At 59.2% G+C, this 13,359-nt stretch carries 8 protein-coding genes; 3 read left to right on the top strand and 5 right to left on the bottom strand.

The window, feature by feature from the left end; genetic code table 11:
* Positions 1 to 37: 37 nt before the first annotated feature.
* The 5 genes from C5F52_RS06670 to C5F52_RS06650 all read right to left on the bottom strand — a co-directional run bounded on the left by C5F52_RS06670 (position 38) and on the right by C5F52_RS06650 (position 6,916).
* Positions 38 to 649, bottom strand: a complete 612-nt coding sequence (locus C5F52_RS06670) for a LysE family translocator (protein WP_104797542.1) — start codon at positions 647 to 649, stop codon at positions 38 to 40.
* Positions 650 to 654: 5 nt separating this feature from the next.
* Positions 655 to 2,724, bottom strand: coding sequence for a M3 family metallopeptidase (locus C5F52_RS06665; protein ID WP_104797842.1), 2,070 nt, complete (start codon positions 2,722 to 2,724; stop codon positions 655 to 657).
* Between the two features lie 75 nt (positions 2,725 to 2,799).
* The gene (gene folD, locus C5F52_RS06660) at positions 2,800 to 3,660 is read right to left on the bottom strand and encodes a bifunctional methylenetetrahydrofolate dehydrogenase/methenyltetrahydrofolate cyclohydrolase FolD (protein ID WP_104797541.1); all 861 of its coding nucleotides are present in this window, start codon (positions 3,658 to 3,660) and stop codon (positions 2,800 to 2,802) included.
* Positions 3,661 to 3,761: 101 nt separating this feature from the next.
* On the bottom strand, positions 3,762 to 4,388 hold the full coding sequence (locus C5F52_RS06655; protein WP_104797841.1) for a response regulator transcription factor: 627 nt from the start codon (positions 4,386 to 4,388) through the stop codon (positions 3,762 to 3,764).
* Positions 4,389 to 4,405: 17 nt separating this feature from the next.
* Positions 4,406 to 6,916: a PAS domain S-box protein gene (locus C5F52_RS06650; RefSeq protein WP_104797540.1), complete on the bottom strand. Its 2,511-nt coding sequence runs from the start codon at positions 6,914 to 6,916 to the stop codon at positions 4,406 to 4,408.
* Positions 6,917 to 7,076: 160 nt separating this feature from the next.
* Here C5F52_RS06650 and aceE point away from each other — a divergent pair, with 160 nt between their 5' ends.
* From aceE to lpdA, 3 genes are read left to right on the top strand one after another with little or no spacing between them, the layout of a single operon-like run.
* Positions 7,077 to 9,797 carry a pyruvate dehydrogenase (acetyl-transferring), homodimeric type gene (gene aceE / locus C5F52_RS06645; protein WP_104797539.1) on the top strand — a complete coding sequence of 907 codons (2,721 nt, stop codon included), beginning with the start codon at positions 7,077 to 7,079 and terminating at the stop codon, positions 9,795 to 9,797.
* Between the two features lie 15 nt (positions 9,798 to 9,812).
* Positions 9,813 to 11,480, top strand: a complete 1,668-nt coding sequence (gene aceF, locus C5F52_RS06640; RefSeq protein WP_104797538.1) for a dihydrolipoyllysine-residue acetyltransferase — start codon at positions 9,813 to 9,815, stop codon at positions 11,478 to 11,480.
* A gap of 9 nt (positions 11,481 to 11,489) precedes the next feature.
* Positions 11,490 to 13,358: a dihydrolipoyl dehydrogenase gene (gene lpdA / locus C5F52_RS06635; protein WP_104797537.1), complete on the top strand. Its 1,869-nt coding sequence runs from the start codon at positions 11,490 to 11,492 to the stop codon at positions 13,356 to 13,358.
* Position 13,359 lies beyond the last annotated feature (1 nt).

The following is a 13,359-nucleotide window of genomic DNA, read 5'->3' as shown; positions in this document are numbered from 1 at the left end:
CCACGCCGATTGAGATGGCCTGTTCGTGTGTGGTGGTTTAAAACGTCGCCATCCAAGCGGCGGTAGCCACCAAGATGACCGCCATGCCACGGTTGAACCAACGCCTGCGCAGTCCGGTGTGGTTAGGACCGTTGAGCCAAGCACGCAGCAGCGAGCCGATGAGGGCATAGGTCAAGTTGCTGGCAAAACCAAAGGCAACCATGGCGGGCAAGAGCAGGCTCAAGCGTTGCCACATGTCTTCGCGACCGGCGAGCCAGCCCGAGACGAGGGTCAAGGCCAGCATCCACGCTTTGATGTTGACGAACTGCAGCATCACGCCTTGCAAGAACGTGACATCCAGCCGTTCAGCATGGGCGCTGGAGGGGGCAGCTGCCCGTGCCAATTTGAACGCCAGCCACAGCAAATAAGTGACACCCACCAGTTGGATGCTGGTTCGCAACGCCGGTTGCGCCTCGATCAATGCCCCCACGCCTGCCGCGCACAGGCTGAGCATCAAGCCCCAACCCACGGGGACAGACACCACAAACGGCAAGGCACGCCGCAGCCCTCGGTTGGCCGCTAACGCGGTGGAGAGCGCGGTGTTGGGGCCCGGTGTGAAGCTGGTTGCCGTCAGCAACATCAGCAAGGCTGACAGCTCGGCGGCGTGCATGGTGCTTAGGCCATGCCTTGGTGACGCAGCAACGCGTCGAGCTTGGGCTCACGGCCACGGAAGGCTTTGAACGAGTCCATGGCCGGGCGGCTGCCACCCGCTTCCAGAATCGCTTCGCGGTAGCGGCGGCCTGTCTCAAGGCTGGGTTCGCCATTCGCGTCAGCTGTTTCTTCAAACGCGGCGTAGGCATCGGCGCTCAGCACCTCGGCCCACTTATAGCTGTAGTAACCCGCGGCATAGCCGCCTGCAAAGATGTGGCTGAAGGTGTGCAGCGTGCGGCCCCATGCAGGGCTTTGCAGCACGGCCACTTCGGCGCGCACATCGCGCAGCACTTGCATGAAGTCTTGCGCTTTGTCGCCGTTGGAATGCAGCAGCATGTCCACGAGCGAGAACTCAATTTGGCGCAGCGTTTGCAAACCGCTTTGGAAGTTTTTAGCGGCCAGCATTTTGTCGAACAGTGCGCGTGGCAAAGGCTCGCCTGTGTCGACGTGCGCGGTCATGTGGCGCAACACGGGCCACTCCCAGCAGAAGTTTTCCATGAACTGGCTGGGCAACTCCACCGCGTCCCATTCCACGCCGCTAATGCCAGATACATCGCGCTCGTTCACTTGCGTGAGCATGTGGTGCAAGCCGTGGCCGCATTCGTGGAAGAGGGTGATCACGTCGTCGTGCGTGAGCAGTGGTGGTTTACCGCCCACGGCTTCGGCGAAGTTGCACACGAGGTGTGCCACGGGCGTTTGCAGTGCGCCTGTGTCTGGGCGCAACCAGCGGGCGCGCACATCGTCCATCCAAGCGCCGCCGCGTTTGCCTGCGCGCGCACCGGGGTCGAGGTAGAACTGGCCCACCAGCACAGGTGGCAAGCCGCGTGCGCGGGTTTCGTCGGTGTGGCGCTCAATGCGATAGAACTCAACGGCGGGGTGCCACACGGGCGCTTGGTCGCGGCGAATGCTCACCTCAAACAAGGTTTCCACAATTTTGAACAAACCGGCCAACACTTTGGGTGCGGTGAAGTACGGTTTGACCTCTTGCTCGCTGAAGGCGTAGCGCGCTTCTTTGAGTTTTTCGCCGATGTACGGCCAGTCCCACGGTTGTGGGTCTTGCAGGTTCAAGTGTTCAGCGGCGAAGTCGCGCATCTCGGCCACGTCTTTTTCAGCATAGGGGCGGGCGCGTTTGGCGAGGTCGCGCAAGAAGGCCATCACTTCGGCGGGCGATTGCGCCATCTTGGTGGCCAGCGACACCTCGGCGTAGTTGGCGTAGCCCAAGAGCTGCGCTTCTTCTTGGCGCAGGGCCAAGATTTCTTTCACCCATGGTGTGTTGTCTTGTTCGGCTTTGCCGGCCTGGACGGCTTCGGATTGGTCAGACGCGCGTGTGGCGTACGCGCGGTACAGCTTTTCACGCAGGGCCGAGCTGTGGGCGAACTGCATGATGGGCAGGTAGCACGGCATTTTCAAATTCAGTTTGTGGCCAGCCACGCCATCCTTCTCTGCGGCAGCGCGCGTGGTTTGCACCACGTCGTCTGGCACACCGGCCAATTCTTCGGTGGTGACGATGGCCGACCATTGGTCGGTGGCGTCCAGCACGTTTTCGCTGAACTTTTGGCTCACATCGGCCATGCGCTCTTGAATGGCGGCAAAGCGTTCTTTGGGCGCACCCACCAGCTCCGCGCCAGAGAGCACAAAGTTGCGCATGGCGTTGTCGTGTGCTTGGCGTTGTTCGGCGTTCAAGCTGGCCAAAGGAATGGCTTTGTATTTGGCGTACAAGCGCTCGTCTGCGCCCAAACGTGTGTAGAACTCGGTCACGCGCGGCAGCGCTTCGGTGTAGGCCGCACGCAGCTCAGGCGTGTCGGCGACGGAATGCAGATGGTTCACGGCACCCCAGGCACGGCTGAGTTTTTCGGTGGCCACATCCAGCACCGACGCAATCGCTTTCCAGTCAGCGGGGAAGTCTGCTGCCGTGACTTTTTCTAACGCGGCATCGGCTGCTGGCAAAAGCTCGTCAAGAGCGAGTGCGATGTGCGCGGGTTGGATGGCATCGAACAGAGGGTGATTCGAAAAGTCGAGAAGCGGATTGTTCAATGACATGCAAAACTTTCAAAAATAGATGGCCGCTCAGCTTTGTAGAGCGAATGTCCTCGCAACAAATGCAAAAGCTCAATGCTTCTCAGATAAGGCGCGTTGCGCCGATTCCAAGGTGTTGACCAAAAGCATCGTAATGGTCATCGGTCCAACCCCACCCGGCACAGGGGTGATGTAGCCAGCCACCTCTTTCACGCCGTCAAAGTCCACATCGCCGCACAGCTTGCCTTCGTCGTTGCGGTTCATGCCCACGTCCAGCACCACCGCGCCGGGCTTGACCATGTCGGCCGTCAGCACATTGCGTTTGCCCACGGCCGCCACGATCACGTCGGCTTGCAGGGTGAGGGCTTTGAGGTTTTGGGAGCGCGAGTGCGCCACCGTCACGGTGGCGTCTTTTTGCAGCAGCATGAGCGCCATGGGTTTGCCTACGATGTTGCTGCGGCCAATCACCACGGCGTGTTTGCCTTTGAGGTCGTAACCAATGCTCTCCAACATCTTCATGCAGCCATAAGGCGTGCAAGGCCAGAATCCGGGCATGCCGGTCATCAGGGCCCCAGCGCTCGCGATGTGAAAACCGTCCACGTCTTTGGCGGGGCTGATGGCTTCGATCACCTTTTGCGCGTCGATGTGGGCAGGCAAGGGCAGTTGCACCAAGATGCCGTGAATGGCGGGGTCGTTGTTGAGGGCTTCCACGCGGGCCAACAAGTCGGCCTCGGTCATGTCGGCCTCGTATTTTTCGAGCACCGAGTGCAGGCCTGCGTCTTCGCAGGCTTTGACCTTGTTACGCACATACACCTGACTGGCTGGGTTGTCGCCCACCAACACCACCGCCAAACCTGGGGTCAGGCCTTTGGCTTTGAGCGCGGCTGTGTCAGCAGCGACTTGGGTACGGAGTTGTTTGGAGAGGGCGTTGCCGTCAATGAGTTGTGCAGTCATGGTGTATACAAATAGGGCTTGAAATTGAAAACGCCCGTGATGAACGGGCGTTGGCTATGGCGTTTGTCGCGGCGAGAGGCTCATCGCGAAACGTGTGAGGTTTAAGCCTTGGGGGCGTTTTGTCCGAGGGCTGTTTTGAGCAGATCGGCCACGGTGTTGGCGTTGAGCTTTTCCATGATGTTGGCGCGGTGCGCTTCCACGGTTTTGATGCTGATGCCCAAATCGTCAGCGATTTGCTTGTTCAAGCGACCGGCCACGATGCGTTCCAGCACTTGGGCTTCGCGGCCGGTGAGCTTGGCCATCAAGGCGTCGCGGCTGGCCGCTTGTTGCGATTCAGCAAACGACTCGTTGGCTTGGGCCAGCATGCGTTCGACCAAACTCACCAACGCGGCTTCGTCGAAAGGCTTTTGGATGAAGTCCATCGCACCTTTTTTCATGGTGTCCACGGCCATCGGCACGTCGCCGTGACCGGTGATGAACACGATGGGCAAAGGGGATTTGCGTTCGACCAATTTGTCTTGCAGTGCCAAGCCCGTCATGCCACCCATGCGGATGTCCACGATCAAGCAAGCGACTTCACGGGCGTCGTAACGGCTGAGGAAGCTTTCAGCAGAATCAAAGCAGCGCACGCGGTAATCTTTACCCTCTAGCAACCACTGCAGCGAATCACGAACGGCTTCGTCATCGTCGACAACATAAACCGTACCTTTTTTGGGAATCAAACTCATCAAAAAAAACTCCAACCTTATCGGGCGGGTATCCAGAAGGAAAAGCGGCAACCCGTTATCTCTTGGGCATTGTAGAGGTTCTCAGCTTTGAGTCTGCCCTGGTGCGATTCGACAATGCTGCGGCACAAATTCAGGCCAATGCCCATGCCTTCGGGCTTGGTGGAGTAGAAGGCTTCGAACACCCGCTCCATCACCTCAGGCGGCACGCCACGCCCTGTGTCGGTGACGGTGAACTCAATGACGGATTGACCTTCTTCGCGACGAGGCAGCACTTTCAGTTCCACCGCACGTTGTTGCAAGGGGCGCTCTGCAAAATCGATGGATTCAGCGGCGTTCTTCATCAAATTGATGAGCACCTGCTCAATCAAGATCGGGTCCACGTTGATTTTCGGCAGACGATCCGCCATGACTTGGGTGAGGCGCACTTGCCGTCGGCGCATCTCGATGCCTGCCAGTTCAACCGCTTCACCGACCATGGTCGCAATGTCTGAAGGGGCTCGGTTGGGCTCGCTGCGCTTCACAAAGCTGCGAATGCGCTGAATGATTTGCCCCGCGCGTTGCGCTTGGTGAGCGGTTTTTTCGAGCGCGTTGAGCAGGTCTTCTTCGCTGAGGTTGTTGGCTTTGATGCGCGACACCATGCCGCTGCAGTAGTTGTTGATGGCGGTCAGCGGCTGGTTCAGCTCATGGGCCACGCTGGACGCCATCTCGCCCATGGTGATCAGGCGGCTGGCAGCTTGGGCCCGCTCGGCCTGCACTTGCGACTGTTCTTCGGCGTTACGGCGTGGCGTGATGTCGGTGGCAATCACCATTTGTGCCAAACGACCATCGACCCAGTTGAGGTAGCGCGAGCGCACTTCCAGCCATTTACCCAGCTCGGGCACAAAGATTTCGGCGTTTTCGCTGCGCACTTCGGTCAAGCCGTCGGTGGGGAAGCCCGCCATGCCGTCGTCTTCATCTAGGGCATCGTCGTTGGCGGCATCCGATGTGGTTTCCAGTTGCATTTGGCGCAACAAGCCCGCTTCTGCCACCAAATTCAAATGTCCTACGGTGTTGGGGGCAAACCATTGGCGGTAGAGCTTGTTGGCGAACAAGAGTTCTTTGCTGCCTAAAGGGGCCACGGACACCGAGGCGTCCAAGCCTTCCAGCACGGTGGTGAAGCGGTCGTGGGCGGCAGAGAGTTGTTCGCGGATGCGGTTGGGCTCAGTGATGTCGGTCATCGAGGTCATCCAGCCGGTTTGTTGTCCGCGCGCATCGACCAAGGGTGACACATACAAGCGGGCATCAAACACCAAACCGTCTTTGCGTTTGACGCGCACCTGAAAACCGCTGGAGGTGGTGTCGCCCTGCAGTTCTTGGTTGAGCTTGAGTTGCAGGCTGGGAATGTCGTCGTCTGGCCAATAAGGGAAGGGCGCTTCGCAACCCACGAGCTCTTCTTCGCGCCAACCCGTCATTTGGCAAAAGGCGGTGTTCACATAAGTGATGCGGCCTTTCATGTCCATGGCGCGCATGCCTGTGAGGATGGAGTTTTCCATGGCACGACGAAAGTTGGTTTCGGCCACCAGCGCTTGCTGGGCCTGCACACGACGGCGGGTGTGGCGCCACGTGCCAATCAACATCCACGCTGTCATGGCGCTAAGCACCGCAACCAGCCAAAACATACCGCTGCCAATGAGGCCTTGAGAGGTGCGGTAGGTCTGCGCATGCAAGGCCAGGGCGTAACCGACGGGCGTGATGGGCACCTCGTACTCGTTGGTTTTGAGCAGCCAAGGCAGCACCTCGGTCACGCGGGGGCGCGACTTGTTGGCTTGTCCGGCCAGCACGTTGTTGTCTGCGTCACGCAATGACACCGCATATTTGTTGCTGATTTCAGTTGGGACAGCAAAACGCAGCAAGCCGTCTAGGCTGTACTCGGCCAAGATCACGCCTTCAAATTTGCCGTGATTGACGATGGGGACTTGCAGTTCAAGTTGGGTCAGCGTTTCGGCATTGGCATGCTTGTAGGCGATGGGTTGCGAGTACACGGGTTGCAGCAAGTCGCGACTCAGCTCTAAGGTGGCTTTGGTGGTGTTGTGGTTGAGGTTCTCACCTTGCCAATGCACGACAGCAGCGCCCACACTGGCGTAGCTGGCGCGCACGCGGCCGCGCCCATCCAGCCACGATAGACCCGTGATTTCTGGGCTTTGATTCAACAAGGCTTGTGCTTCAACGGGAAATTCAGCCACACTCGTTTCACGGTTGGCCACATCGCGGGCCATACGCAAGAGTTGTTCTTGTTTGTCGACCAAGCGCAAGCGCAAACGCTGTTGTGCGTATTCCACATCTCGACGCACGGTTTCTTGCTCGCGGTCGAGTTCTTCAAATTTCAAGTACCAAAATGCAGTCGTGATCGCGGCCAAAAACAAAACGACGGCTGCCAGCGGGGCCATGAAAGCGTAGCGGTCTTGACGGCTGGGTGTTTGCTCGCGCCACCAGTTGTTCCATCGGATGGCTAAGGGTTTGATAAACGTGGAGGGAAGGGGCTTGCGCATGGCCGCTAGTTTAGAGGCGGCTTGCTTGCTAATTTGGTAAAAACCCTAAATGAATTTCACGATAAGAAATGGAGTGGCGCTATTTGAAATTCACAAAAAATGTGAGAAACTTGCAGCTGGAGTCAAAAGCCAATAAACGTGCCACATATAGGAGACAAGCATGTCAGCACAACCGACAGATCTGCGCACATTCGTCACAAACGATGCAGACAGCCAGGAAACCCGTGAATGGATGGACGCGTTGTCCGCCGTCATCAATGCCGAGGGCCCTGAGCGCGCCCATTACCTGTTGGAGCAATTGCTCGAACACGCCCGCGAGAGCAGCATCGACATGCCGTTCTCTGCCAATACCGGCTACGTGAACACGATCGAACCCGATCAAGAAGCCCATTGCCCCGGCAACATTGAAATTGAAGAACGCCTGCGCGCCTACATGCGTTGGAACGCCATGGCCATGGTCGTCAAAGCCAACCGCCACAACCCCGAAGACGGCGGTGATCTGGGCGGTCACATCGGTTCCTTTGCTTCTCTGGCCCACATGTTTGGTGCGGGTTTCAACCACTTCTGGCACGCTGAAAACGAAAACCACGGTGGCGACTGCCTCTACATCCAGGGCCACGTGTCGCCAGGCGTATATGCCCGCGCTTATCTGGAAGGTCGCCTCACCGAAGAGCAATTGCTCAACTTCCGTCAAGAAGTCGATGGCAAAGGCCTGTCGAGCTACCCCCACCCCAAACTCATGCCCGAGTTCTGGCAATTCCCCACCGTGTCGATGGGCCTCGGCCCCTTGATGGCGATCTACCAGGCCCGCTTTTTGAAGTACCTGCACGCTCGTGGCATTGCCAACACCGAAAACCGCAAGGTCTGGGTGTTCTGTGGCGACGGCGAGATGGACGAAGTCGAATCGCTGGGTGCAATCGGCCTGGCCGCGCGCGAGAAGCTGGACAACCTGATCTTTGTCGTCAACTGCAACCTGCAGCGCCTGGACGGCCCGGTGCGCGGCAACGGCAAGATCGTGCAAGAACTCGAAGGCGAATTCCGTGGCTCCGGCTGGAACGTCATCAAGCTCTTGTGGGGCAGTGAGTGGGACAAGCTCTTGGCCCGCGACAAAGACGGTGCCCTGCGCAAGCTGATGATGGACACGCTGGACGGCGACTATCAGGCCTTCAAAGCCAACGACGGTGCCTACGTGCGCAAGCATTTCTTTGGCCGCGATCCCCGCACGCTGGAGATGGTCGCGCACATGAGCGACGACGAAATCTGGAACCTCAAGCGCGGCGGCCATGACCCGCAAAAGGTCTACGCGGCTTACCACGAGGCGGTGAACCACCAAGGCCAACCCACGGTATTGTTGATCAAGACCGTGAAAGGTTTTGGCATGGGCAAAGCCGGTGAAGGCAAGAACAACGTCCACCAGACTAAAAAGCTGACCGACGACGACATCCGCTACATGCGCGATCGCTTCAACATCCCGGTGCCCGACAGCGAACTGGCTAATGTGCCTTTCTACAAGCCAGCGGACGACACCCCGGAAATGAAGTACCTGCACGAGCGCCGCAAGGCCTTGGGCGGCTACCTGCCTCACCGTCGTACGAAAGCCGAAGAAAGCTTCACCGTGCCCTCGCTCGACATCTTCAAGTCGGTGATGGAGCCTACTGCCGAAGGCCGTGAAATCTCGACCACCCAGGCCTATGTGCGCTTTTTGACCCAGTTGCTACGCGACCAAGCCCTGGGCCCACGCGTGGTGCCGATTTTGGTGGACGAAGCCCGCACGTTCGGTATGGAAGGCCTGTTCCGCCAGATCGGTATTTACAACCCCGCTGGCCAGCAGTACACCCCGGTCGACAAAGACCAGGTCATGTACTACAAGGAAGACAAGGCCGGTCAGATCCTGCAAGAGGGCATCAACGAAGCGGGCGGCATGTCCAGCTGGATCGCTGCGGCCACCAGCTACTCCACCAGCAACCGCATCATGGTGCCGTTCTACGTGTACTACTCGATGTTCGGCTTCCAGCGCATTGGCGACTTGGCCTGGGCGGCGGGCGACATGCAAGCTCGCGGCTTCTTGCTCGGCGGTACTTCGGGCCGCACCACGCTCAACGGCGAAGGCTTGCAGCACGAAGACGGCCACAGCCACATCATGGCCAACACCATCCCCAACTGCGTGTCGTATGACCCGACCTTCGCACACGAAGTCGGCGTCATCCTGCACCACGGTTTGAAGCGCATGGTCGAGAAGCAAGACAACGTCTTCTACTACCTGACGCTGTTGAACGAAAACTACGCCATGCCCGGCCTCACGCCCGGCACCGAAGAGCAAATCATCAAGGGCATGTATTTGTGCAAGCCCGGTGCCGCGGGCGAGAAACGCGTGCAACTGCTGGGCTCAGGCACCATCTTGCGCGAATCGATTGCCGCACAAACCTTGCTGGCCACCGACTGGGGCATTCAGGCCGATGTGTGGAGCTGCCCAAGCTTCAACGAACTGACCCGCGACGGCCAAGACGCCGAGCGCCACAACATGCTGCACCCGCTGGAAACCCCACGCGTGTCGTTTGTTGGCCAGCAACTCGCTGCGCACAGTGGCCCCGTGGTGGCATCGACCGACTACATGAAGGCCTATGCCGAGCAGATCCGTCCTTTCATTCCAAAAAATTCGGACGGTTCTGGCCGCACTTACAAAGTGCTGGGCACCGACGGTTTTGGCCGCTCTGACTTCCGCAGCAAGCTGCGCGAGCACTTCGAGGTCAACCGCCACTACATCGTGGTCGCTGCCCTCAAGGCGCTGAGCGAAGAGGGCAAAGTGCCTGCCACGCAGGTGGCCGAGGCCATCAAAAAGTACGGCATCAACACCGACAAGATCAACCCGCTGTACGCATAAATCCGGGAGACACACATGGCATTGGTAGAAGTACAAGTCCCGGACATTGGGGATTTTGATGAAGTGACCGTCATTGAGTTGATGGTCAAAGTGGGTGACACCGTGAAGGCCGAGCAATCGCTGATCACGGTCGAATCCGACAAAGCCTCGATGGAAATCCCATCGAGCACGGCGGGCGTCGTCAAAGAAATGCGCGTCGCTTTGGGCGACAAGGTCAAGCAAGGCTCGGTGGTGCTGGTGGTGGAAGCCGCTGGCGCGGCAGCTGCTCCGGCTGTTGCACCCGCTGCTGCGACTGCGGCTGTCACGGCACCTGTTGCAGCACCGGTGGCGGCAGCACCAGCCGCTGCACCTGTAGCCGCAGGCCCGGTTGAAGTGCGCATTCCCGACATCGGTGACTTCAAAGACGTGGCCGTCATCGAAGTCATGGTCAAGCCGGGCGACACCATCAAGGTCGAGCAATCGCTAATCACCGTCGAGTCCGACAAAGCCTCGATGGAAATCCCGTCTTCGCACGCTGGCGTGCTCAAGGAGCTCAAAGTCAAAGTGGGCGACACCGTCAACATCGGTGATTTGCTGGCCGTGCTGGAAGGCGCAGCCTCTACAACCCCCACTGCTGCTGCAACTTCGGCTGTGGCTGCAGCACCAGTGGCCGTGGCTTCGACCCCGGTGGCTGCTGCGCAAACCCCAGTCGCCGCTGCGGCCGCTGTGGTGGCTGCGCCTGCCCACGCGCCTGGCGGCACCACGTTGGGCTTGCCCCATGCTTCGCCATCGGTGCGCAAATTTGCCCGCGAACTGGGCGTGCCGCTCGAAGAAGTGAAAGGCAACGGTCTCAAAGGCCGCATCACGGCGGACGACGTGCAAGCCTTCACCAAGGCCGTGATGTCGGGGGCCGCCCAAACCAAAGCGCAAGCAGCCAAAGCCCCTGCCGCTTCGGGCGGCGACGGTGCGGCCTTAGGCTTGATCCCTTGGCCGAAGGTTGACTTCGCCAAGTTCGGTCCGATCGAGCGCAAAGAAATGGGCCGCATCAAGAAGATCAGCGGTGCCAACCTGTTGCGCAATGCCATCATGATCCCGGCTGTCACCAACCACGACGACGCCGACATCACCGACCTCGAAGCCTTCCGCGTCTCGACCAACAAAGAGAACGAAAAATCGGGCATCAAAGTCACGATGCTGGCGTTCTTGATCAAGGCTTGCGTGGCCGCGCTCAAGAAATACCCAGAGTTCAACAGCTCGCTCGACGGCGATGCGCTAGTCTACAAAAACTACTGGCACATCGGTTTTGCCGCTGACACGCCCAATGGTTTGATGGTTCCGGTCATCCGTGATTGCGACAAAAAAGGCGTGCTGCAAATCAGCCAAGAAATGGGCGAATTGGCCAAGAAAGCCCGTGACGGCAAACTCGGCCCGGCTGAAATGACTGGTGCCACCTTCACCATCTCCAGCCTGGGCGGCATTGGTGGCAAGTACTTCACGCCCATCATCAACGCGCCCGAAGTGGCCATCCTCGGTGTGTGTAAGAGCACCATGGAACCCGTTTGGAACGGCAAAGAATTTGTTCCACGTTTGATGTTGCCTTTGAGCTTGACGTGGGACCACCGCGTCATTGACGGCGCCGCAGCGGCACGCTTCAACGCGTTCCTGGGTCAAATCCTCAGCGATTTCCGTCGCGTGTTGCTCTAAGGACTTGATATGGCAATGATTGATATCAAAGTTCCAGACATCGGCGACTTCGACGAAGTGGCCGTGATCGAGTTGCTGGTCAAACCCGGCGACACCGTCCGAGCAGAGCAATCGCTCATCACTGTGGAGTCCGACAAAGCGTCGATGGAAATCCCGTCCTCACACGCGGGCGTGGTGAAAGAGCTGCGCGTGAAACTGGGCGACAAGGTCAAGCAAGGCTCGGTCGTGTTGGTGCTCGAAGGCGAGGGCGCTGCAGCGCCTGCTGCTTCGGCACCCGCTGCTGCATCAACACCCACTTCTGCACCGGCCGCTGCAACGGCTTCTGCCGCAGCGCCTGCTGTTGCGGCAGCCCCCGTACCTGTGGTTTCGAGTTTCGGCGAGAACTATGCAGGTGTGGCCGACATCGAGTGCGATGTGCTCGTCTTGGGCGGTGGCCCCGGCGGTTATTCAGCAGCGTTTCGCGCGGCTGACCTCGGCTTGAATGTGGTCATCGTGGAGCGTTACGCCACCTTGGGCGGTGTGTGTTTGAACGTGGGTTGCATTCCCTCCAAAGCCTTGCTGCACGTCGCAGCGGTGATGGACGAAGTGGCCCACATGGCCGACCTCGGTGTGGACTTCGGCGCGCCTGCAGTCAACATTGACAAGCTGCGCGGCCACAAAGAAAAAGTCATTGGCAAACTCACAGGCGGTTTGGCTGCCATGGCCAAGATGCGCAAGGTCACCACCGTGCGCGGTTTGGGCCAATTCGTGGGCGCCAACCACCTTGAGGTGTCTGAGACCACCGGCACCGCGCAAGAACAAAACGGCAGCAAAAAAGTGATCGCCTTCAAAAAGGCCATCATCGCTGCAGGCTCACAAGCTGTGCGTTTGCCTTTCATGCCCAACGACCCCCGCGTGGTCGACAGCACCGGCGCTTTGGAACTCAAAGAAGTGCCCAAGCGCATGCTCATCTTGGGAGGCGGCATCATCGGCCTAGAGATGGGCACCGTTTACAGCACGTTGGGCGCACGCCTGGACGTGGTGGAAATGATGGACGGCCTCATGCAAGGCGCTGACCGCGACTTGGTCAAGGTCTGGCAAAAGATGAACGCCAAGCGCTTTGACAACATCATGCTCAAGACCAAGACCGTGTCAGCACGCGCCTTGCCTGAAGGCATTGAAGTCACGTTTGCACCCGCAGAAGAGGGCGGCACAGCCCCCGCGCCGCAGGTGTACGACCTCGTGTTGCAAGCCGTGGGCCGCACGCCCAACGGCAAAAAACTGGCCGCCGAAAAAGCAGGCGTGGCTGTGACCGACCGCGGCTTCATCAACGTCGACATCCAAATGCGCACCAACGTGCCGCACATCTTTGCCATTGGTGACATCGTGGGCCAGCCCATGTTGGCGCACAAGGCGGTGCACGAAGCACACGTGGCGGCCGAAGTGATTGCGGGCGAACTGCAAGGCAACAAAGAGCTGGCAGCCGCTGCGTTCAACGCACGCGTCATCCCCAGCGTGGCCTACACCGACCCCGAAGTGGCATGGGTGGGCTTGACCGAAGACCAGGCCAAAGCCCAAGGCATCAAGGTGAAAAAGGGCTTGTTCCCTTGGACCGCCTCGGGCCGCGCCATTGCCAACGGCCGAGACGAAGGCGTGACCAAACTGCTGTTTGACGACAGCCCCGAAGCGCACGGCCACGGCAAGATCTTGGGCGGCGGCATGGTGGGCACGCACGCGGGCGACATGATTGGCGAGATTGCTCTGGCCATCGAAATGGGCGCAGACGCTGTGGACATCGGCAAAACCATCCACCCCCACCCCACGCTGGGCGAAAGCATCGGCATGGCGGCAGAAGTGGCGCACGGTAGCTGCACGGACTTGCCGCCTAGCAAGAAGTAAA

It is taken from the genome of Limnohabitans sp. TS-CS-82, assembly GCF_002943475.1.
Note: the sequence above shows the minus strand (reverse complement) of the source record. Positions and strands in the feature narration are given on the sequence as shown.

Excerpts from the sequence above, each read along its gene's own strand:
- folD (WP_104797541.1), bottom strand. The coding sequence starts at position 3,660 with ATGACTGCACAACTCATTGACGGCAACGCCCTCTCCAAACAACTCCGT.
- lpdA (WP_104797537.1), top strand. The coding sequence starts at position 11,490 with ATGGCAATGATTGATATCAAAGTTCCAGACATCGGCGACTTCGACGAA.
- C5F52_RS06670 (WP_104797542.1), bottom strand. The coding sequence starts at position 649 with ATGCACGCCGCCGAGCTGTCAGCCTTGCTGATGTTGCTGACGGCAACC.
- C5F52_RS06650 (WP_104797540.1), bottom strand. The coding sequence starts at position 6,916 with ATGCGCAAGCCCCTTCCCTCCACGTTTATCAAACCCTTAGCCATCCGA.
- aceE (WP_104797539.1), top strand. The coding sequence starts at position 7,077 with ATGTCAGCACAACCGACAGATCTGCGCACATTCGTCACAAACGATGCA.
- C5F52_RS06655 (WP_104797841.1), bottom strand. The coding sequence starts at position 4,388 with ATGAGTTTGATTCCCAAAAAAGGTACGGTTTATGTTGTCGACGATGAC.
- aceF (WP_104797538.1), top strand. The coding sequence starts at position 9,813 with ATGGCATTGGTAGAAGTACAAGTCCCGGACATTGGGGATTTTGATGAA.